The sequence below is a fragment of the Saprospiraceae bacterium genome (assembly GCA_016714025.1).
GTDB lineage: Bacteria > Bacteroidota > Bacteroidia > Chitinophagales > Saprospiraceae > Vicinibacter.
The window spans coordinates 210,819-232,519 of the sequence record JADJOB010000001.1; the positions used below are offsets into that span (position 1 = coordinate 210,819).

Below are 21,701 nucleotides of genomic sequence, written 5' to 3' on the forward strand. Positions count from 1 at the left end.
ATTTAAAAACATATTTGTTTTTTTATAATCTAAATATTTACCTTCGCAGCAAATCAATACGCTTATAAAATGCCTGTAGATGCCATTTTAGGATTACAATGGGGAGACGAAGGAAAAGGTAAAATCGTTGACTTTCTGGCTGATAAATATCAGGCTGTCTGTCGTTTTCAGGGTGGTCCAAATGCAGGTCATACGTTGTGGATTCACGGAAAGAAATTTGTTCTTCATACCCTACCTTCCGGAGTTTTCAGGACCAATACCTTAAATCTCATAGGAAATGGGGTGGTCATTGATCCAACGACCCTGGTTAAAGAATTGGATATGTTAAATCAGGAAATACCGGATTTAAGGGATCGCCTGTACATTTCACAAAAGGCACATCTGATTCTGCCAACCCATCGCTGGATAGATCTTGCGTCGGAAGTTTCGAAAGGCAAAAATAAAATTGGATCAACTCTCAGAGGTATCGGACCCTGTTACATGGACAAGACCGGCAGAAATGGTTTGCGCATTGGAGATCTTTTGTCAGCAAGTTTCAAACAAGACTACTATAGCTTAAAAGAAAAGCATTTACAATTTTTAAAATTATTTCCAAAAACTGAATTCCCAATTGAAGAAGAAGAAACAAAATGGTTTGAATCCATTGATCAAATCAGAACACTTCAACTGTGCGCGGGTGAATTTTGGGTGAACCAACTATTAAATAAACAGGCAAATGTTCTGGCAGAAGGTGCTCAGGGCACCATGTTAGACGTTGATTTTGGAACCTATCCGTATGTCACTTCATCCAATACCATCGCTGCTGGAATTTGCACTGGTTTGGGCATTGCACCAAAAAGCATTCGAAAAATCATTGGCATTGCAAAAGCCTATTGCACCCGGGTAGGTTCAGGACCATTTCCTTCAGAATTACTGGACGAAACCGGTGAACGATTGAGGAAAGAAGGCAACGAATTTGGATCTACCACTGGAAGACCCAGAAGATGTGGATGGCTCGATTTAGTCCAATTGCATTACAGTTGCATGATTAATGGCGTCAGCGATTTATGTATTACGAAACTGGATGTCTTGAATTCATTTGAAGAAATCAAGTGTGTTGATTCCTATACATTAAATACTAATCAAACTACCCTTGAATGGCCATTTGATTTGCAGCAAATAAAAAATGTAAACACATCCAGCGTACCTGGTTGGTTACAACATCTTGAACATTGTAAAATACCCGATCAACTGCCAAAACCAGTTAAAGACTTTATTAATATCCTTGAAACAAAAACCGGAATCCCCTTATCTTACTTGTCTACCGGACCAGGACGAGATGAGTTGATTTGTTTTTAATCAGGGTTTGGGTTCTGCAATAATGATGTATTGGTATTCCAATTTACGATCATCTGAAACCAACAAACGATAGCCGGCATCCAATAAATTCTGTTCCACTTCAGATTGCGCTAATCTATTTTTTTGAGCCGGACCTATCGGACTTAACTTCTTTTTAAAATCAATTATCATGATTTTTCCACCTGGTTTGAATTTTGATTTTAACTCTTTGAGATAATTTACCCGATTGGGTAAATACGTATAGGTATTTGACATAAAAACGATATCAACTTCGGCTGGTTGTAATTTTGGGTCATTAGGAGTAGCCAATCGAGCTTCAATTTTATCTTGTAAATCTTGTTTGTAAAATTTAATTTCCTGATCCATGAGTTGAATCAATTCAGGTTCAATGTCAATGGCTATTACGTGTGCAGCTTCATAAATAAATCGAAATGAAAAATATCCACTGCCCGCTCCAATATCTGCAACCGTTTTGCCTTCTAATGAGCCTAACATATGAATTACTTCATAAGGCTTTTGCCAAATTGTGCGATCCCGAATGTCTTCATCATTTGATTCGGAATCTTCGACAGTTATGCTATCCGCATTGTTTTTAAGCTTTTCGTAAGGCAAATGTTTTGGAGGATTTGTGCACTGTATAAAACAAAACAAGCAACATACTCCTAAAATATAGTTCATGTGTTTAATTTAATAACTGGTTAAATAAATTCCCAAGCAAGGCATTCATTTCTTCGCCCGAACAAGTATAATGATTGATCAGGATGCTCACACAATAACGCGGCTTTGAATTTTCAGTAATATAACCAGCATATGTTTTTACACGTTCCATGGAGCCGCTTTTAAGTCGAAGTCCAAAATTATATTTTTTATTGAGTCGAATCGAATGTTTTAGTTTAGAATCCTGCATTGCATCCGGCAAGAGTGTCCAAAAATTAGTTAAGCCCGAATTAAAATCCAGCCAAAGTAAAAATTGATTCATCTGCCATGCTGATAACATATTTTTGGGAGACAATCCGCTACCATCTTCCAAAACAAATCCATTCGCATCTTTCCAATAAAATAATTTTTTTATCATATTTTCTAAACTTTGAATGGCTTGTTTACGATCTGTAGTTTGATTCAATTGATATCCAATTTGATGTAAAAAACTTTCACAATATAAATTAACAGATTTACCTAGAGCGCGGCTACACAATTTTTCCAATTTGGGTGAATGAATGGTCATTACCAAAGTTGAATCAAAACGATCATCATGTTGCCTCAATTCAAACTGAATTCCCCTCCGAATCAGTTCAAGTTTTAATAAATCTTTAAATACTTCAGAAGGTTTATTCAATGCAGAATAAATAATCATGCTATCTGAATTGCAGCACCGCCAATTTCCTCGAACTTCCTGCAAGCAGGAAGTAGCACTGCCAATTACAAATACATCAGGATCATCAAGATCCTTCCAACCTACGAGTTTAGATTGGTAAAAGCTCGTTAAAATGGACGGAGACACATAATCAATTGGACAGATGCTTCCATCTTGATCAGAAGATTTCAAAACAATTTTGGCTCGATTTTCCATAAAATTAAATCCAAAGCAACCTGCCCCATAGTAGTTTGCTAAATCATAATATAACCACTCCGGATTTTCAGGAACATCGCTTACAAAATGTTCATCCACTATAATATCCCCTCGAATGGTTTTTATTCCATTCGCATTCAAATTGAAATAAATAGAATCTGCAATTCCATCAAGCAATTGGACACCTGGCATCAAAGGAGAAGCAAAACTTGGGTCAGCACTTCCTTTGAAGACCAAATCTCCATCAAAAATAGTTTCAGTAGATTTTTTACCCAGCAGATAAACTGGAGTTTTGTATTGGAAATCCTGTCCTGCAATTTTAAGAACTGTGGCACAGCTTAGTATTTTCTGTATGGATGCCGGGATCAATGATCTTTGATCATCGTAAGAGGCAATACTTTTTTTTGTTTTTAAATCATAAATTTGAAAACTGATGCTTGCGTGTTTCAACAGATCATTCTTGACAAATTGTTTGGTTATTTTATGCAAATGTCTTTTAGAATGCAAATTTTGTGGATATATTTCAGATGCATAAAAACAAATGAAGCTAAAAATGAGCCAACTAAAGTGATTACAATATGGCATATTTTTCTTCTTCGTATGCAAGATGAAACATTCCATCACCTACATTCACCAAGGGTGCATTGTTGTGACTTAAAATAAATGCATCTTTGGATGCATGCATGCGGGTTTCCTTTTGAGCAAATGGATCGGAAATGATTGCAAGCAGTTCGCCTTTACTTACAAAATTACCAGACTCTCTTCGATAGCTTACAATTCCACCCTCATGTGCTCGTTCCCAGCTTGCTTTTCTAAACAATCTTCGAATTCCTTGTGGCTTTGATCCTTGAGCCAACATGTTTGATTTAAACAATAATTCCCTAATCAGTTTAAGACCTTGTTGAATAGAAAATGGGTCTAATTTATTTGACTCCCCTCCTTCATAAATAATAATTGGTATTTTCATATCCTTGGCAATTTTACGCAATGATTTTGCAACCAAAACTTTCTCAACCATTAAATTGAAATTACATTTCAAAGCCAATGATTTAGCTTCTTCATGTTTTGATGAAAATCGGATTTGTGGATAGTTATAATGTTGTTCGCCACCTGTATGAAAATCAATTCCAAAATCTACCAAAGGCAATATTTTCTTTGTAATAATTTTAGCAATCCGGGATGCCAATGATCCAGATCCCGTACCAGGAAAACTTCTGTTAACATCTTTCCCATCCGGTACATCCCTTGAAAAATTTATAAAACCAAAAATATTTAATAAAGGAATTGCAATCACAGTACCTGCAGTCAGTTGGTGAAATAATTTTTCTGCAATCGCTCTTCTTATAATCTCAACACCATTTATTTCGTCTCCGTGCATGCCTCCCAATAACAAAACGGTAGGACCAGGATTCTTACTTCTGAATATGTACGTAAAAATAGAAATCCGATTTCCTGAAGGCAATCTACCTGCATTAATCCGAACCAGTCCCGAACTGCCTGGTGGAAACTCCTGTCCTTGTAAGATAAAACCTGACATCAATTAAATTTAGTAAATGATTTATTTCCTGACATTGCGTTCTATATAACTGATTATTTTTCCCGCAATATCGGCTTTTGTCGTTCCTTCGATCCCTTCTAATCCTGGTGATGCATTGACTTCTAAAATCAGCGGTCCCCGAGATGCACGAAGAATATCCACTCCTGCAATTGACAAACCCAATAATTTACTTGCGGTGATGGCTGCCGTACGTTCCTGATCTGTTAAATCTACCATTAAAGCTGAAGCCCCCCGATGAATATTCGATCTGAATTCACCTGGAACCGCCTGGCGAATCATCGATCCAACAATTTCACCATCCACAACAAAAGCCCTGATATCAGATCCATCCGCGTCCTCAACAAATTCCTGAACCATCACATCTTGACCTACCCGATGAAAACCTTCAATAACTGAAACACCCTGGTTTTTAGTATGCGATAAAATTACACCCAATCCTTGTGTACTGGACAATAACTTTATCACAGCTTTACCCGAACTAATTTGGTCGTAAACCAAACCTGCACACAGGTCTCCTCCAGAAATGCCCGACTTTGGCACATCCAGACCTGCACTGCTCAATATTTGCATGCAATGCAATTTGTTTCTTGCTTTTAACAGGGCTTCGGAAGAGACGCTAGTAAAAATTCCCATAGCTTCGATCTGGCGTATAACTGCAGCACCGTATTCAGTTGCCGAAGCTCCAATTCTTGGAATTACGGCATCAATAGGGCCAATTGGGTCTAATCCTACATAAAGTTGAGGATTTTGGTTTTCAATAACCAAATTGCACATCAAGTGGTCAGCAACTTGTACCTGATGCCCTCGTCGGATAGCCGCTGAAATTAGACTTTGAGTACTATACAGCGATGCGTTTCTGGATAAAATTAATATTCTCATTCCTTCGATTCCTGATTCTATTCAACAAAATTAAAGCGACAAAATAGCCCATTTTATGATCGATTGGATTTAAATTCATTAAGAATTTATAACATACTCACATGCCTTTTAGAAAATTCCATTAATTTGGAATTTTAATTGACATTGACTATGGATAAGAATAAAAAGGCTGAATTTGGTTGGGTAATGTTTGATTGGGCTAACTCATCGTATTCCTTAGTCATTTCTACAGCCATCTTTCCAATTTATTTTTTAGACAACTCGCCAACATCAATTTCCCTATTGGGTTTAAATTTATCCAATGCGTCCCTTTACGCTTTTTCAGTAAGCTTCGCGTATTTGTTCATAAGTTTGCTTTCACCCATATTATCAGGCATAGCTGATTACAGCGGATATCGCAAGCTATTTATGCGAATTTTTACCAGTTTGGGTAGTTTAGGCTGTATGATTTTATATTTTTTTGATGGACCCGATACACTTTGGATTGGCCTTTCCGGATTTTTAATGGCTACGGCTTGTCATGCCGGATCCTTGGTATTTTATGATTCGTATTTGTCGCATCTCGTTCCACCCGATCGTGCGGATAAATTAAGTGCAAGAGGATATGCTTTTGGATATATTGGTTCTGTCATCCTGATGTGTTTGAACATCGTTATGATACAACATCCCGATTGGTTTGGATTAAGTGATGGAAAGTATGCGGCCAGGCTTTCATTTTTAAGTGTGGGTATTTGGTGGATTGGTTTTTCACAATTTGCTTTTTTGTGGCTGCCTAAAGACCAACGGGATTCTCAAAAAAAAATAAATCTCTTTCATGGCATAGGAGAATTAAAAAAAGCCTGGAATTTTACACGCCACGACCGGGATTCCAAATTTTATCTAAGCGCTTATTTTTTTTACAGTGCCGGAGTACAAACTGTAATTTACCTGGCATCCTCTTTTGCAAAAAAAGAATTACATTTTGAATCTGCAGAGCTCATTCTGGTTATTCTGATTTTACAATTAGTTGCAATTATAGGAGCACTGGTTTTTGCCATGATTTCGCGCAAGACCCATAATCTAATAGCTTTGAAAATTATGATCGGAATCTGGGCAATCATTTGTGTCGCAGCATATTTTGTAAATACGCAAATTCAATTTTATATTTTATCTGCCATGGTTGGAATGGTATTAGGTGGCATTCAAGCAATTTCACGATCAACATATTCAAAAATAATTCCTAAAAATCATCCGGATACTACCTGCTTCTTTAGTTTCTATGATTCGATTTATTATACTTCAATCGTATTTGGAACCTTCGTGTTTGGTTTTATCAATCAATATACCGGAAGCATGCGCAGCAGTGTACTCGCTTTGTTTGTGTTTTTTTTACTGGCAGGAATCATCATTCAAAAAGTAAATAAATCTTCGGTACGGCTTACCGATTAACGCACGATGTATTCATAACAACCAATGTCCGGTTTGATTAAATCGCGCATTACTCCATCCAAATCTGAATCAATCTCCGGAATGACGAGTGCTTTCATTTCAAGAACGGATAAGGTATCCGGATGAAAATCATTTTTTGAAATATCTTTAAAAAGGTGGTCAAAGCTTGAATATATTTCACATTGATCCGTATAGGATGAATTGAAATCAGGAAATACTTTGATTAATTCATCAATCCGAAATAAACAATTTTTAAAAAAAGGTTTAAATGCCGAACTCATTTTTTCATTCATCCATAATTCATCCCGATCTGAACCGGTAATTACACTATTCTGAATTAAAACGTGTAGTGGATGTTCGTAGACGATTTCACAAAAAGGAAAATCTATGCATCGCGAATTACTCAGAAAGAGCGCTGGTTCTGTATTTCCAAAATTTACCAGGCTGCAATAATTGATTGCATAGGTTCCACCTGTTTCAATGTTTATACTTGAAAGACCTTGGTTATAAAATAAACAATTTGCCAGTTTTACAGATGCAGAAGAAGCATATACTCCATAGAGACTGTTATTGTAAATTTTCGTATTTGAAATATTACATTCAACAATAGAATCACAATAGACCCCGAGCAAATTATTTTTAATTTCAGCAAATTCAATTGAATTTCCCTTGCTGCCTTTATCAAAAAAAATCCCTGACCACTGACCGCTTGTATTTTTAAAGGCTGGTTCAAGTCTTACTCCTTCAAAAATTACTGGCCGTGCTTTCGATCCAGTGACTTGCAAGTTGGCATCTGCACCAATGATTAATCTGCCGTCATTATAAAATACATCGTTTCCATTCGAATCCTTTGTCTTTGTAAGACCACCCCAAAAATGGACACGCGTTCCTTCCTTAATAATAAATGATCCGTGGTCAATATATACTACTCCATAAAATATATAAGGTTTAGGATCATCCCAGATTAAACTCCCCCCTTGAAGGTCGATAATCCCAGCTTGCCCTTTAAATGCTTTGGAGGGAAAGTAATTAGCATTTTGTCCAAAGGCCATTAAAATCATCCGATCGGAATGACTATTGTATTCAAAAACAATGCTATCTAATTTTATATACGGACTGATTTCCGGAGGGTCATTTGGATTGACTCGGACTTCGCAAAAAAGGTAAATGCTATCTTCTGCCCGAATCTCAAGATTTGAAACATCATTACCAGGTAAGCCGTCGATGTTAAAATTAAATTCAGATGGATTCGCACCCGGGATATAGATTCTATCAATCCGAATTGACTGTTTGTTTGGATTGTAAACTTTAAGAACACGGGTTGCCGATCCAATGCTTGTAAAAACCGTGTCAAAGCTCAGTGTGTCTTGTTCAAAACGAAGCATGGCTCTTGGATCCTCCGTAAAATTTTCCTTATGGCAGGATCCTATAGACCAGAAAAGGAGTAAATAAGTACAAAATAGTCCAACAGCTCTTAATATCCTTAGTTTCATAAAATCGCCTAAAGTTAGATTATAAAATAATACTATTTTTGCACTTTAAATCTTACACATGTCAGACAATAATACCTCCCAAAAAAGTGATTGGCTCTATTTTATAATCTCGACTGCCGTCACCGTATTTTTATTGGTGTATTTCCCTGCATGGTTCTGGTTGGGGCTACCTTTTGTATTAACCTATCTGACCAAGGCTTTAAAAGCCCTCTAGCTTACATTGATCCACTGTGTTAATGATGCATCCGGTAGTTGATGTAATTATACCGGCATTAAATGAAGAGCAATCGATTGGATTGGTGATTGATGCTATACCCAGGGAAGTTGTCCGAAGTATTTACGTATGTGATAATGGCAGCCAGGATGCGACCGTTGAAGTATCGAAAGCACATGGCGCAACCGTTTTGCATGCTAAACAGCGTGGATATGGCTCTGCATGTAAAACAGGAATCCAGCATTTAATTGAACTTGGTCCGAATAGCTATCCGGACATTCTGGTATTTATGGATGGGGATTATTCAGACTACCCGGAAGAACTCTTGAAACTCCTGGAGCCCTTTCAAGATTCAGACATTGATTTGGTCATTGGATCCAGAGTTAAGGGAAATCCGGAAGCCGGTTCTCTTGGGCTGATCCAGCGATTTGGAAATGTCCTCGCCTGCTTTTTAATAAAACTACTCTATAAATATGAGTTTAGTGATTTGGGGCCCTTTCGAGCCATCCGTTTTGACAAATTATTGGAATTAAAAATGGAAGATCCGGATTATGGATGGACTGTAGAAATGCAAATTAAGGCCGCAAGGAGTAAAATGAAATTTGGTGAAGTTCCAGTAAGCTATCGAAAACGTATTGGCAAATCAAAAATTTCCGGTACAATTAAGGGCATTTTCGGTGCAGCTTCAAAGATTCTGTTGACAATATTCAAAACATATGTTAAAGGTTAAAATTGTGTTAAAAAATTTTGACTAAGATGCGTTAAGGCTCCATAGACCTTTTTATTTTTGCGATAGATATGGACAACTTGCAGATTTTTCTGATATGCGTTTATACCGCATGTCTTTTATATATAACCAGCTTTTCACTTCTTCAGCTTAATTTGTTGAAGGCTTATCGAAAACAGAAAAAGAATAAAGTATTACTTCCGGCATTAACCGATGCGGATTATCATCCGATGGTTACCATTCAACTTCCCATTTTTAATGAGTTGTATGTAATCGATCGTTTATTAGATAATATTACCAATTTAGATTACCCGAAAGACCGTATGGAGATTCAGGTACTCGATGATTCTACTGATGAAACCAAAGAGCACGCTAAAAACAAAATAGCTCAGTATCAAGCACTTGGTTTTGACATACAACATATCCATCGAACTGATCGCTCAGGATTTAAGGCAGGAGCATTAAAAGAAGGCACCAAAGTTTGCAAAGGTGAATTTATCGCCATTTTTGACGCAGACTTCTTACCTGAACCTGATTTTTTAAAAAAGAGCATGCCTTATTTCAATAATCCGAACATTGGTGTGGTTCAGACTCGTTGGGAGCATATCAACGAAGATTACTCCCTACTAACCAAATTACAAGCTTTCCAATTAAATGTTCATTTTACAGTTGAACAAGCCGGTCGTTGCGCTGCAGGCCATTTTCTTCAATTTAATGGCACTGCCGGTATTTGGCGTAAAACCTGTATAGATGAAGCAGGTGGTTGGCAATCTGATACTTTGACTGAAGACTTAGACTTGAGTTACAGAGCTCAGTTGAAAGGTTGGAAAATACAATACGTGGAGGATATCATTTGTCCAGCTGAGCTACCTGCTGAAATGTATGGATTGAAATCCCAGCAATTCAGATGGATGAAAGGTGGTGCTGAAAATTCCCGTAAACTGTTGCCTGTTATTTTAAAATCAAATCTACCGCTGGCAACCAAATTTCATGCTTTTATGCATTTGGTGAGCAGTGGGATCTTCTTAATGATATTTTGGGTTGCCTTAATCAGTGTTCCGGTTCTTTATGTAATGGATGACCTGGAATTGAAAGCGACATTTTTAGGATTTTGCCTTTTAGGCACTTTGGCGGTTATGTCCGTATTTTATGAAGCCAACAATATGATGTGTTGGAAAGAAAAAAATGTTAAACACCGCATCTGGAGGTTTATGACCCTGTTTCCAACCTTTATGGCTATCTCAATGGGATTTAGTTTTCACAACAGCATCGCAGTATTAGAGGGCTATTTTGGAAAGAAATCAGCGTTTATCCGGACTCCCAAATTTAATTTAACCACATTAAAAGATAAAATACTTCAAAACAGGTACTTGGTTCAAAAAATTACAATGAAAACCTGGATAGAAGCATTCATTTGCCTGTATTTTATTTTTGCTATTGCCTTAGCTGTTTATATAGAGTATTATTCATTTTTATTGTTCCATGTGCTATTGATGTATGGATTTGGATTAAACTTCTATTATTCTGTAAGACATCTGAGTTTCAAATAATACCAGGGCTTTCATACCTTTCATTTTTTAGAATTCTTGCCATTAGAGAATTCCTGATAAGCTTATCAGGAATCGAAACAGGCTGTGTTCGCTTCTCTGGAATTCATTTCCATCCTGCTCCGCATTAATCCAACTGATTATTTGATGACATTCATCCGTACGATTCATTGTATATTTATAAATTAGTTTGATCTAGTTTGTAAATGTTCTTGATATCTTATTTGTGATCCAAATGATCTCCGCTGCCATACTTTATTGTATCTCTATTCTCTATGTATGCTATTATGCCCAACAAACAAACTGGCTTTCTATAATTAGCCCCATTGCAATTGCAGGAATTTGCTTTGCCTATTTTTACAAACGCATTAAAGATGAAAAGCAACTCAAGCTAATTTTGATGCTTGTTTTTGCAACAAAACTCATTATCGTCTTTGCATTTCCAAATTTGTCAGATGATATCTATCGATTTAAATGGGATGGACTTTTAGTATCTCATGGGATAAATCCATTTATAAATACACCCAATGAGGTATTAAATCGATATGCAGGAAACTTGGCTATTGAATTAAAATCACTCTACCCTCTTTTAAATTCACCGGAATATCATACAGTCTATCCACTCATCAGTCAAGCAGTATTTGGATTTTGCAGCATGTTGTCTGGTGAAAATATAACTGCGTTTAGCATGCTCTTAAAATGCGTTTATCTGATTGCAGATGGTGCATTACTTTTCAGCTTAATTAAATTATTGAAAAGCTCAGGCTTTCAAGCCAAGAAAAGTCTTTTGTTTTACGCCAGCCCACTCTGTATTGTTGAACTCAATGGCAACCTCCATTTTGAATTGTTTTTAATTTTGTTTTTATGCCTTGCAATTATTAATTACAATCAAGGCCATTTTTTAAAGAGTGGATTTAATTTAGGTCTTTCCGTAATCAGTAAATTAAATTCATTTCTGTTTGGTATTTTGTTTTTAAGCAAATCGGATTTCATCAAAAAGAATGTTCTCCTGGCTTTTGGATTTCTTATTCCATTGCTTGCAGCTTTATGGTTTATTTTACCCGGTATCTCTGGATATAAAGCTAGCCTGGGATTGTACTTTCATCAATTTGAATTTAACTCGTTTCTATATGGTCACTTAACACATTACTGTGATGTAAATAAATTTTATGATGAAAAAAAACTAGTAGGCATCTATTTAATGATTTGCTTCATGCCCATCGCTATTTACTTAATTATAAAATGGTGTTTTAATTCACAAAGATCATTTAGTTTTAAAACTGCCTGGTACTTACTTTTTAGTTATTTGCTTCTGAGCTCTACCGTGCATCCCTGGTATTTAAGCTTGCTAGTGTTTTTATCATGTTTCTATTTACCCTTGACAGGCATCAGCTGGAGTTATCTGGTGTTTTTTTCTTATGCCCGCTATGATTTAAAATTTGAATTTTACGAACCAATGCTGGTCATCATAGAATATTTCCTTGTGTTTATTGTATTGATTTATGAACTTCATTCTATTCGGAAATTAAATCCGAATTTGATATAAACTTTTCGACTGCAAAATGCTTATTGAAGAAGTATGTCACTCCAAAAGAGTTGATGGGTAAATTAGATAAAAATAAAAAGGCTGCCTGAATACAGACAGCCTTTTTATTTTATAAGAACTTATTTATTAATAAGTCCAAAGATCATGTTCTTTGTTTAAGATTTCGTTTTTGATTTTTTCAGATTCCAACAACAGTTTTACACCATCATTTTCGCCTTTAAAAATATCTGATAAACGATTGTCCATTACATTGGATTCTTTTATGATAAAGCTTGAGAAGAAGCGTGAATCAAATACATCGGCCCAGGTTCCTGGAGCTGCGTCATTTTGATCATTGAATACTTTCTCTCTAGACAAAAACATTCTTGCTTCAGGATAATAGATCCAAAACATGGGTAAAGTATATTTCAAATTTCCGGCATCATCGTATTCATCTTTAATTGGTGCAATTCCAAGGACTCTGCACTCTAAACGCGATGTTTGCTTATTGAAATACCACATTTCTTTTACCCGATAGGTTTTGATATCGTTAAAATCGATATCTGATTTACGGATTTGAACGGTTTCAACATAGGTCTCCGGATCCATTACAACAACGGTATCAACCCGATGTAATAATTTATCCAGTTCTTCTCCGGTAAGAAACTTTTTAAAGTTGTCTTCGCGGAAAATTTTTATGTCACCGTTTTCAGCAGCTTGAATAAGGATCTGAAAAAAAGGTCTTACCGGATAAACAAATGGCAAGTTCATTTTCTCTCTAACATCAATAACCCTCCAGATTCTTTTATCCCAAACAATATCGGCTTCCCGAATTGGTTGGTAATCCAAAATCCGCTGATCCTTAACCAGATTGCGAGCGACAATATCATCCAAATAACCGGAATCCTCTTCTTCTTCGCTGGCTTCCGTTTTTTCTTCTTCCGTTTGTGCCATCAAACTGATGTTGAATGCTGCACAAAGCAAGAATACCAAGAATGAAATCTTAAACTGATTCATGAAAACTATTTTTATTTAATTTGAAAGGACATGTCACCTAAATCACGGGCAGCAGCATCTCCAGGACATCTTCCTTTAATTGATTCAAACAAATAACGGTCACCCGGTTTTGCTGCATTAATTAAATTTTGAGCCTGAGGTGAATACCTTCCACCTGTATTGGCAACAATTTGTGCATCTTGTCTAGGAGCAACACGTACCAGGTTATATCCCTGAATGGTACATTTTGCATCAAATTCAAAACCTTCCAACACTGGAATAACACCTTGTTGTGCTTTAAACACACCGTTTGGCATTGCACCACCCCGCTTATCACTAAGCATTGGTATTGGAGTAGGAATTCTTTTTACACGAAATTTAAATCCAGTAGCCTGAAGTCCACCTCCACTTAAAGTGATGGTAGCTTCTCCAGGAGTGCTAACTGTAGCAATGTATTTACCACCGCCCTGTTTGTTCATATTGATACCACCACCGGTAGCAGCAACTGATAACTGAGCAGAAGGAATACCCGCAGCTGATATCGCAACTGGATTGTCAACACCTATATAGAATACGTTCATTTTTTCAGCGGCAACGTTGCAAGAACGCTCACCAACTTCAAATTCAAATTCTTTACGATAGGTATCTGTTTTATTGGTTACCGGATTTGTAACAGAAGCAACGGCAGTATATTTTTTAATACCAACGTCACCTGGAACTGTTTTCCATACGGCTTCACCATCTGCACTTACTGATAAGCTAGATCCGTTTACAGATAGTGCTACTTTGGTACTGGTGCTTTTCGAAGTTGACGCTGCAAGTGCAATGGTTGTTTCGAAAGGTTCACCCTTAATCACATAGTTTTTCTTTGGAGAAGAGATTACCGTAAATTTATCAAGTACGACATCCTCCCCACCTAATTTCTTACTAAAATGATTTAAAACAGCATTTTCAGAAGATTTTGCATCATTAATAAATTTGGTAAAAATTGGTAAGCAAGCTCCAAGTGGCATTTGTTTAAAAGTAAATTCTTCCCAACTGTGCTTGTTTTTGCTGTGCTTCCAAGTTTCATCATCAATATTTAATGCAATTTCGGCTTCCATGCTCGATCTTAAAGTGTCATCAATTAAAGACAAAAATTTGGTACGATATTCCAAAATTTTGTTTTTTAATTCAACACCCTTTTTGTTATTTACCATTTCTCTTGTGGTAACGTCTTTATTCTTTTTGCCTTTAAGATCTTTGTGATCTCCAACAACGATGTAATCACCATCATCCACAGAACCATTTTTGTTACCTGATTTGTCAATAAGCTCATCTAACACTGAATTTACATATTCTGTAAATTCCTTACCATACTGGACGGCCAAAGGAGCGCGTTCAGCAAATCGTGCGAATTCAGGTTTTGCTTTGGATCTTTTATCAATTGAAGGCACAAGTGCATCATTCGATTTATCTAATGCTGCATTGGAATCTTTAAGACTATTATTTACCAATTTGAATGCGTTGAAAATTTCGGCAGAAACGTTCAAAGCCAAGAGCGCTGTTAACACCAGATACATGATGTTGATCATGAGCTGGCGCGGCTGCTTAGGAATTGACATATTTTATTCTATTTATTGGTTATCAATTAAATTTCTAAACAATTACAAATTAGTGAGCAGCTCCGCCACCCATGTTTTTGTATGCAGAAAGAATATTTCCGTAAACTGAATTCAGATTTGTCAAATTCTTGTTCAATGCGGCAACCTGCTCTTTATATTTTTTGGTATCATCTAATGATGCACTCATTTCTGACATTGCATCATTTAATCTTGCATAGAAATTACCCATAGCTTTCACCTGATCGCTGGTTTTGCTAAAGTCAACTTCCTGCAAAGCTTTTAATGAACCAAGACTTTTAGACATAACTTGCAATTCACCTAACATACCGGCTAATTGATTTTCAACCACTTCACCGTTTGCTGGACGACTGCCCCCTTTCATTGGGCCTTCTGTCAATGGATTAATTTTTGCTTCAGCGTCACCTAATCCTGGATATAATTTATCCCAATAGTAATCTTTATCTGGTGGAATAACGCCCAAAATAAAGAACAAGATTGCTTCAGTAACCAAACCAGCAGTGATCATGATATCACCACCTTCCCAGGACATGATTTTGAAAAGCGCTCCCAACATAACGATGGATGCACCCACACCAATCACTAAGTTTTTAAGGTATTTGAACCAATTCTGTTTGTAAATAGCCATTGTTTTTAGTTTTATGAGTTAAGAGAAAAATTGTTTGATAACAGTTAATATTATAATGATTGAATCATTATAATATTCATTGAATTTATTTCAAATTAATGAAAATCGCCTTCTGATCTACCTAAAAATGCCAATACACAACGGAAACCTATGTAGGATTTGGTTGTGTCTTGAAATTCCCAATTGCGGGTACTTGTATGCAGGTAATATGCTACATCCTTCCAACTTCCACCACGGATCACCTTCCGCTTAAAGGATTCAGGATCTTCTGCTTTTGCATCATATTTTACATCAGGATTTTGATCATGCATGATGATATGTGCGTTATCTGAATAGGCTGATTCAGTCCATTCAGCAACGTTTCCTGACATATTGTATAAGCCATATTGATTTGGAAAGTAAGCATCTGCTTTTACTGTATAATATCCACCGTCTTCCGGATAATTTCCGCGACCCGGTTTGAAATTAGCTAGCAAACAACCTTTTGCATTTCTAGGATAATAGGCACCCCAAGGAAATGGAGCCTGTTCCTGACCACCTCTCGCTGCCCATTCCCACTCATGCTCAGTAGGCAAGCGGAATTCCTCAGAATTTGGTTCGTCTTCGCCTTTAAATTTATTCCATATGCTGGTTCTCCAGTAACAAAATGCGCGGGCCTGTGGCCAGTTTACACCTACTACAGGATAATCATCAAATGCAGGATGGCTGAAATAATTACGAGTCATCGGCTCGTTATAAGAATACGCAAAGTCTCTAACCCAACACAAAGTGTCCGGATAGATATTTGTTTTCACCTTATTAATAATTGCGGACCTTTTAATGTCGCGGGTATGGGCTGCTTTTTGCCAGTCTTTCCACTCCCACTCATAAACGAATTTACGACTGTCCAGTTCTTTAACGCCTTTATAAGCATCAGCCCCCTGGAAATACATATCGTTTAAGGTTTCGTCTTCCCAATCAATTTCCTGTTCCCAGTCAACTTCTTCTGTTTGACCGTCTTCGCTTTCAATGAAATGACCTAAAGCCTTATGAGCCAGTTCATCCCGGACGTAATACACAAATTGACGGTACTCATTATTCGTGATTTCCGTGTCATCCATGTAAAAACCTGAAATGGAAATAGATTTTTGGGGCTGGACCAGGGTATGAAAGAAGTCCTGATCACTTTGACCAATGGTTAATGTACCGCTTGGGACATATACCATACCGTAGGGATTAATTCCACCCCATTTCGGACGATCCATGGCTCCAACCAGCTGCCCATCTTGTTGTTTCTTGCCGCAAGATGCTACTAATAATAGCAACAGGGCATAGATAGAGAGATTCAATTTTCTCATCTGCATACAAATTTACCTACTTTGTCTTTTATAAAAAGTGGCGTAAATATAAGACATTAAAAAGATTCCCTAAAAAAATATTTTTTCAGCTTATAGATAGGCCATCTTGTAAAAATGCGAACTTTAATTATCTGTAATTTATTGTGCTCCAACTAAAATCTTATGAAAATTTCCTTAAAAACTTCAATAAAATTAAATTTTAGTCAGAATACCTGGGACTGTGAATAATTCTTGGAGCTTTTCCAAGACCCACAGCTCTCCCCAAATTATAATATAAACCCATCTCCTGGCTGCCTGTTACCAGCCCTTTATCAATCTTCCCTAAATAAAATTCATGGGTATATGCCAAATGCAGCTTTCTCGTTAAAGCAAAACCTGCAGTGATTCCCAGGGATTCCATCGAACTCCCATCGTAACCTCTTACATGTAACCCACCAAAAATATTGCCATTATATTCAAAGTTGCTAAAAATATCCGACTGAAACCGATTTAAATCTGTATAAAGCAAGAAACCTCCCCGAAAGGTAAATTGCTCCCATTCCCAGTCAGTTATACCCAAAACCCGAAATTCACGGTTATTATTATATAAGAGGGTGTTTTTTAAGGATCCTGACTCTAATAAACGGTCGGCACTGATTCCAAATTTATAATGAGCCCTCTGAATAAAAACTGCTAAGCCCAAATCAAAAAATCCACCATTCAGGTCAGTATTTGATAATTGCTGATCCTGATGATCTACCTGACCATTGGAATACTCGCCATCCGGTGTCCGCGCATTGATGGAATTAAAAGCCAAGGATTTTAAGTCAATTTGGACACCCCCCGATACCAACCAGGAATTAAAATTCCATACATGATTGAAACTGGGTTTAATAAACACCTCACTTTGTAATCCGATTTGGTCTTGTCCTAAACTGAAGCCAAAACCACTTTTTATTTTATAAATCGGAAAATGGCTGGCCACCAAAATGGTTTGTGGATGCCCATCCAGCTTAAACCATTGATTGCGGTAATGCGCAGATGCGATGAGCGTGCCTTCCAATCCAGCATAGGCTGCATTTACAAAATAAGGATCTCTGGACGCTTGAGTAATCAATGAAGTTTGTTGTCCGATCAAACGTACCGCTATGAATATAAAGAAACTAATTTTTAAGATTTGACTCAAATGCACCTTAACTGTATTTACTTAATAAAGGTACAAGTTTTTCCGGCAAGTCAACTGTAGAAAAACATACTCCCTGATCGCACAGCTGAAACCCCGATTCGCTGGAATTTGGAATTAACAGCAGTCCGGGAATGAACCAGGATTGTAACATTGGTATCACTTTTTGGATTGAATGGGTTTTTATTACCGGGACCGATTCTTTATAAGAAACCAAGGCCTCAAGCCATCCCCCCATTGCGATCGGATGTTGTAATGAAATGGATTCCATATGCTCAAGCATCCCTTCAATAAAAGATTGATATTTTAAGGTCGATGTTGCTTCATTCAAATAATTGCCACAATAAATTAATACTGCATTGGGATTTGGATAATTGCTTTCACCCCAGTCTGTGATCGAATGCAAGGCATCTTCATGAAAGTATGCCGTTGATTTTAATAAACAACTTGATTCTTCTTTAAAATGAACGAGCACAAAATCCATCAACTGTTCTGCCTTCCTCACTAAATCTGAACGTCCGGTCAAACTGTAAACATCCAATAGCGCTTTTATAAACCAGGCATAATCTTCCAAAAATCCATTGCCGACTCTCTGATTATTGAATAAATATCGGCAGAGTATCTGATCTTCCTTAAATCCTTTGTCCAGGATCTGATCAACGATTTTTTGCGCTGTAGTCAAATCCAATTCGTTTGCCTCTGCAAGGTACCATGCACAATAAGCTGATGCCAACATAGCATTCCAGCTGATAATTAGTTTAGTGTCAATATCCGGTTTGATTCGAAGACTTCTTGCAGCTTTCAACGTATTTAAACATGCAGCCTGGTCTTCTATAATTTTCATTAACTCTTCCGAATCAGAAATTCCAGGGCGTATGCGCAGTACTTTTAAATCAGTATGGTGGTGATCCAGATTTGACAGACCATAGGACGCCACAAAAGATGCATACTTATCCTCTAGGATGTCTTGAAGTTGGGATTTTGTCCAAACATAATAAGTACCTTCATGTCCTTCAGAATCCGCATCCATCGCAGCATAAAACAGGCCCGATGCATCCTGCATATATTGTTCAAAAAATTGAATGGACTGCCGGGTTCTTTGTTTGAGAAATCCATCGTTGGTAATTCTACAAGCTTCAGCCAGCGCCTGAATCAGTTGCGCATGATCGTACAACATTTTTTCAAAATGAGGAACATCCCATTGTCCATCGACAGAATATCTGCAAAATCCGCCTTCCAATTGATCATAGATCCCACCCGCACTCATGGCTTTCAAACTCAATACACCATGTTGAATTAATCGGTTCTCTTTTTTAAGAATCCCCAATTGAAACAATAAGCGTATCAAACTGGCATGTGGAAATTTAGGTTGATTTCCAAAACCTCCTTGATTCAAATCAAAATAGCCTGTTAGTTGGCTTATTAATTTTGGATAGTCAATTCCTTGATTATCTGTACTCACTTTCTGACCTGCTGTGCTCAGCCGAATCAAATGTTTTGAAAGCTCGTTTGCTTGTTGGGTAATTTCATTGTTTTTTTGAATAAATGCCTCATGAACGGATATTAAAATTTGTTTCCAGGAAGGCCTTCCAAAATTAGGTGATGGTGGAAAATACGTTCCGCCATAAAATGGCTTTGCATCAGGAGTCAGAAAACAATTCAATGGCCAACCTCCTGAAATTCCCATTGCCTGAATGGCATTCATAAAATAGTTATCTAGATCCGGCCGTTCTTCACGATCAATTTTAATATTTACAAAATAATCGTTCATCAGTGTTGCAATGAGTGGATCTTCAAACGACTCATGTGCCATCACATGACACCAATGACAGGTGCTGTATCCAATACTCACCAGGATTGGTTTTTGTTCATGCAGCGCTTTGGCTAAAGTCTCGGCAGACCATGCATGCCAATCTACGGGATGGTCTTTGTGTTGTTTTAGATACGGACTGGTTTCAAACTGGAATGGGTTCATGACGGGAGATGGATTTGTAATCCATCATAGGCTAAACGAATTGAACCGGGTAATGTTTTTTCGATTTCTGAATGGCTTCCCATTTGGTGGCTCAGGTGAGTTAAATACGCTTGTTTGGGTTGTACCTGTTGAATAAATTCCAAGGCTTGCTCTAAATTAAAGTGACTGTGATGGGCTTTGTGCCGCAATGCATTCACAACAAGACATTCACAATTTTTAATTAGTTCAATTTCTGCTGGATCCAAATGACTGGCATCTGTGATGTAAACCAACTGGTTCAATTTGAATCCTACAATATTCATCCGCCCATGTTTCACCCGGAATGGAAAAATGAGGTCTTCTCCAATAGTAAATGGTAGATTGGGAGTTATTTCAACCAACTCGAGCTGAGGTAAACCAGGATATTCATTAGGACCAAAAATGTAATAAAATCTTTGTTGCAAATCTTGGATTGCATGCCCTTCCGCATATAGTGGAATTTTCCGGTCCATTGCAAAATTAATTGGACGGATATCATCCATCCCGGCTGTATGATCTGCATGTTCATGAGTCAATAAAATAGCATCAATCCTGGTAATCCCATGACGCAAGGCTTGCTGACGAAAATCCGGACCGATATCAATTAAGATAGACTGTTGATTGGTTTCAAGCCATACAGAAGTCCGCAATCTTTGATTACGCGGGTCATCTGAATTACAAACCTGACAGGTGCAAGCTATAACCGGAATGCCTTGTGAAGTACCTGTACCGAGAAAGGTGATGCGCATAGAACAAAGGTAGCGAGATAAATTTTAGGAGTCAGGGGTCAGAGGTCATCAGGAGTCAGTGGTCAGGGGTCAGGGGTGATCAGGAGTCAGTGGTCAGGAGTCAGTAGTTGTCCTTTGTCCGAGTTCCATAGCTATTCATCCCTCCTCCCCAACAGCCCCAAAATCAGTATTCAGGGGTCAGTATTCAGGAGTCAGTAGTTGTCCTTTGTCCGAGTTCCATAGCTATTCATCCCTCCTCCCCAACAGCCCTACAGTCTAACAGCCCAACAGTCCGTCCTACAGTCCTCCAGCCCTAAAATCAGTAGTTAGCCTTCAGTAGTCAAAATTAGCATTGCAGGATTGCAGCATTGCAACATTTCCCTATAGACTTCTTTTCTAAAGACGAATTCACAATTGACTCAATCAACAACTAGAGCAATAATTTATCCACTGTTTCAATTACCATTTGAGTATAGTCTTTATATGCATCTGGAAGTATTTCGATGCTGGTATCCAGGATCCAAAAGTTATGGGAGGAATGCGATTTATATTCTAAATAAACCCCACCCTGATCGTGGGAATCTGGTATTCCAAAAACTCTTTGTGAATCACTAAGAAATTGTTTTGGGAATTGACTCCACAACTTTTTGGCCTCGTTAAATTTTTCATTGGAACGTGATTCAAAATTGCCTTCATAAAATGAATTGTTGGAAGGATAATTATCATTGATATCCTCAAGCAACATGGAATCCGATAATTTAAAAATAGCGATGCACTTAGGGCCACTGCAAAAACCTCGAAATACTCCAAATACTAAATAATCATGTTCGGGTGGAGGACAGCACTCTTTTTCATCACATGAAGCAAGGAAAATTAAACCGATCAGAAAAAGCACCCAGTATTTCATCAGTGGATTTAAATTAAAACATATGAAAGTTATGATTGTTACATCCATG

At 37.4% G+C, this 21,701-nt stretch carries 18 protein-coding genes; 5 read left to right on the plus strand and 13 right to left on the minus strand.

Annotated elements, in window-relative coordinates; genetic code table 11:
* The first annotated feature begins 69 nt into the window (after nucleotides 1-69).
* Nucleotides 70-1,338 carry an adenylosuccinate synthase gene (locus IPJ80_00850; protein ID MBK7912030.1) on the plus strand — a complete coding sequence of 423 codons (1,269 nt, stop codon included), beginning with the start codon at nucleotides 70-72 and terminating at the stop codon, nucleotides 1,336-1,338.
* On the opposite strand, the gene IPJ80_00855 is transcribed toward IPJ80_00850, so the two are convergent.
* The 4 genes from IPJ80_00855 to IPJ80_00870 form a co-directional block, all read right to left on the minus strand.
* Complete coding sequence (locus IPJ80_00855; GenBank protein MBK7912031.1) at nucleotides 1,339-2,016, minus strand: methyltransferase domain-containing protein; 678 nt, start codon at nucleotides 2,014-2,016, stop codon at nucleotides 1,339-1,341.
* 4 nt (nucleotides 2,017-2,020) lie between these two features.
* Entirely contained in the window at nucleotides 2,021-3,358 is a 1,338-nt protein-coding gene (dacB, locus tag IPJ80_00860; GenBank protein MBK7912032.1) for a D-alanyl-D-alanine carboxypeptidase/D-alanyl-D-alanine-endopeptidase, read from the minus strand.
* Between the two features lie 121 nt (nucleotides 3,359-3,479).
* Nucleotides 3,480-4,445, minus strand: a complete 966-nt coding sequence (locus IPJ80_00865; GenBank protein ID MBK7912033.1) for a succinylglutamate desuccinylase/aspartoacylase family protein — start codon at nucleotides 4,443-4,445, stop codon at nucleotides 3,480-3,482.
* Nucleotides 4,446-4,466: 21 nt separating this feature from the next.
* A complete protein-coding gene (locus IPJ80_00870; GenBank protein ID MBK7912034.1) occupies nucleotides 4,467-5,345 on the minus strand; it encodes a RimK family alpha-L-glutamate ligase in 879 nt (292 codons plus the stop codon).
* Between the two features lie 150 nt (nucleotides 5,346-5,495).
* Between IPJ80_00870 and IPJ80_00875 the strand changes: the two genes are divergently transcribed.
* The gene (locus tag IPJ80_00875) at nucleotides 5,496-6,773 is read left to right on the plus strand and encodes an MFS transporter (protein ID MBK7912035.1); all 1,278 of its coding nucleotides are present in this window, start codon (nucleotides 5,496-5,498) and stop codon (nucleotides 6,771-6,773) included.
* Here IPJ80_00875 and IPJ80_00880 read toward each other — a convergent pair.
* Nucleotides 6,770-8,266, minus strand: a complete 1,497-nt coding sequence (locus IPJ80_00880) for a right-handed parallel beta-helix repeat-containing protein (GenBank protein ID MBK7912036.1) — start codon at nucleotides 8,264-8,266, stop codon at nucleotides 6,770-6,772. The genes IPJ80_00875 and IPJ80_00880 overlap by 4 nt on opposite strands.
* A 236-nt stretch (nucleotides 8,267-8,502) precedes the next feature.
* On the opposite strand from IPJ80_00880, the gene IPJ80_00885 reads away from it, so the two are divergent.
* The 3 genes from IPJ80_00885 to IPJ80_00895 all read left to right on the plus strand — a co-directional run bounded on the left by IPJ80_00885 (nucleotide 8,503) and on the right by IPJ80_00895 (nucleotide 12,300).
* Nucleotides 8,503-9,210, plus strand: coding sequence for a glycosyltransferase family 2 protein (locus IPJ80_00885; GenBank protein ID MBK7912037.1), 708 nt, complete (start codon nucleotides 8,503-8,505; stop codon nucleotides 9,208-9,210).
* A gap of 68 nt (nucleotides 9,211-9,278) precedes the next feature.
* Nucleotides 9,279-10,757, plus strand: coding sequence for a glycosyltransferase (locus IPJ80_00890; GenBank protein ID MBK7912038.1), 1,479 nt, complete (start codon nucleotides 9,279-9,281; stop codon nucleotides 10,755-10,757).
* Between the two features lie 232 nt (nucleotides 10,758-10,989).
* The gene (locus tag IPJ80_00895; protein ID MBK7912039.1) at nucleotides 10,990-12,300 is read left to right on the plus strand and encodes a hypothetical protein; all 1,311 of its coding nucleotides are present in this window, start codon (nucleotides 10,990-10,992) and stop codon (nucleotides 12,298-12,300) included.
* Between the two features lie 126 nt (nucleotides 12,301-12,426).
* Here IPJ80_00895 and gldN read toward each other — a convergent pair whose 3' ends face one another.
* From gldN to IPJ80_00935, 8 genes are all read right to left on the minus strand, one after another.
* Entirely contained in the window at nucleotides 12,427-13,296 is an 870-nt protein-coding gene (gene gldN, locus IPJ80_00900) for a gliding motility protein GldN (protein MBK7912040.1), read from the minus strand.
* An 11-nt stretch (nucleotides 13,297-13,307) separates the two neighbouring features.
* A complete protein-coding gene (locus IPJ80_00905; GenBank protein MBK7912041.1) occupies nucleotides 13,308-14,879 on the minus strand; it encodes a hypothetical protein in 1,572 nt (523 codons plus the stop codon).
* Between the two features lie 49 nt (nucleotides 14,880-14,928).
* Complete coding sequence (gldL, locus tag IPJ80_00910; protein MBK7912042.1) at nucleotides 14,929-15,525, minus strand: gliding motility protein GldL; 597 nt, start codon at nucleotides 15,523-15,525, stop codon at nucleotides 14,929-14,931.
* Nucleotides 15,526-15,620: 95 nt separating this feature from the next.
* The gene (locus IPJ80_00915; protein MBK7912043.1) at nucleotides 15,621-16,862 is read right to left on the minus strand and encodes an SUMF1/EgtB/PvdO family nonheme iron enzyme; all 1,242 of its coding nucleotides are present in this window, start codon (nucleotides 16,860-16,862) and stop codon (nucleotides 15,621-15,623) included.
* Nucleotides 16,863-17,061: 199 nt separating this feature from the next.
* A complete protein-coding gene (locus tag IPJ80_00920) occupies nucleotides 17,062-18,027 on the minus strand; it encodes a PorP/SprF family type IX secretion system membrane protein (GenBank protein MBK7912044.1) in 966 nt (321 codons plus the stop codon).
* Nucleotides 18,028-18,034: 7 nt separating this feature from the next.
* Nucleotides 18,035-19,999, minus strand: a complete 1,965-nt coding sequence (locus IPJ80_00925) for a thioredoxin domain-containing protein (protein ID MBK7912045.1) — start codon at nucleotides 19,997-19,999, stop codon at nucleotides 18,035-18,037.
* Nucleotides 19,996-20,766 carry an MBL fold metallo-hydrolase gene (locus IPJ80_00930; protein ID MBK7912046.1) on the minus strand — a complete coding sequence of 257 codons (771 nt, stop codon included), beginning with the start codon at nucleotides 20,764-20,766 and terminating at the stop codon, nucleotides 19,996-19,998. Before IPJ80_00930 ends, IPJ80_00925 begins: the two co-directional genes overlap by 4 nt.
* 409 nt (nucleotides 20,767-21,175) lie before the next feature.
* Complete coding sequence (locus IPJ80_00935) at nucleotides 21,176-21,652, minus strand: hypothetical protein (GenBank protein ID MBK7912047.1); 477 nt, start codon at nucleotides 21,650-21,652, stop codon at nucleotides 21,176-21,178.
* Nucleotides 21,653-21,701: the final 49 nt, after the last annotated feature.

Excerpts from the sequence above, each read along its gene's own strand:
- IPJ80_00935 (MBK7912047.1), bottom strand. The coding sequence starts at position 21,652 with ATGAAATACTGGGTGCTTTTTCTGATCGGTTTAATTTTCCTTGCTTCA.
- IPJ80_00905 (MBK7912041.1), bottom strand. The coding sequence starts at position 14,879 with ATGTCAATTCCTAAGCAGCCGCGCCAGCTCATGATCAACATCATGTAT.
- IPJ80_00870 (MBK7912034.1), bottom strand. The coding sequence starts at position 5,345 with ATGAGAATATTAATTTTATCCAGAAACGCATCGCTGTATAGTACTCAA.
- IPJ80_00855 (MBK7912031.1), bottom strand. The coding sequence starts at position 2,016 with ATGAACTATATTTTAGGAGTATGTTGCTTGTTTTGTTTTATACAGTGC.
- IPJ80_00875 (MBK7912035.1), top strand. The coding sequence starts at position 5,496 with ATGGATAAGAATAAAAAGGCTGAATTTGGTTGGGTAATGTTTGATTGG.
- gldN (MBK7912040.1), bottom strand. The coding sequence starts at position 13,296 with ATGAATCAGTTTAAGATTTCATTCTTGGTATTCTTGCTTTGTGCAGCA.
- gldL (MBK7912042.1), bottom strand. The coding sequence starts at position 15,525 with ATGGCTATTTACAAACAGAATTGGTTCAAATACCTTAAAAACTTAGTG.
- IPJ80_00865 (MBK7912033.1), bottom strand. The coding sequence starts at position 4,445 with ATGTCAGGTTTTATCTTACAAGGACAGGAGTTTCCACCAGGCAGTTCG.
- IPJ80_00850 (MBK7912030.1), top strand. The coding sequence starts at position 70 with ATGCCTGTAGATGCCATTTTAGGATTACAATGGGGAGACGAAGGAAAA.
- IPJ80_00880 (MBK7912036.1), bottom strand. The coding sequence starts at position 8,266 with ATGAAACTAAGGATATTAAGAGCTGTTGGACTATTTTGTACTTATTTA.
- IPJ80_00895 (MBK7912039.1), top strand. The coding sequence starts at position 10,990 with ATGATCTCCGCTGCCATACTTTATTGTATCTCTATTCTCTATGTATGC.
- IPJ80_00915 (MBK7912043.1), bottom strand. The coding sequence starts at position 16,862 with ATGAGAAAATTGAATCTCTCTATCTATGCCCTGTTGCTATTATTAGTA.
- IPJ80_00930 (MBK7912046.1), bottom strand. The coding sequence starts at position 20,766 with ATGCGCATCACCTTTCTCGGTACAGGTACTTCACAAGGCATTCCGGTT.
- IPJ80_00890 (MBK7912038.1), top strand. The coding sequence starts at position 9,279 with ATGGACAACTTGCAGATTTTTCTGATATGCGTTTATACCGCATGTCTT.
- IPJ80_00885 (MBK7912037.1), top strand. The coding sequence starts at position 8,503 with ATGATGCATCCGGTAGTTGATGTAATTATACCGGCATTAAATGAAGAG.
- IPJ80_00925 (MBK7912045.1), bottom strand. The coding sequence starts at position 19,999 with ATGAACCCATTCCAGTTTGAAACCAGTCCGTATCTAAAACAACACAAA.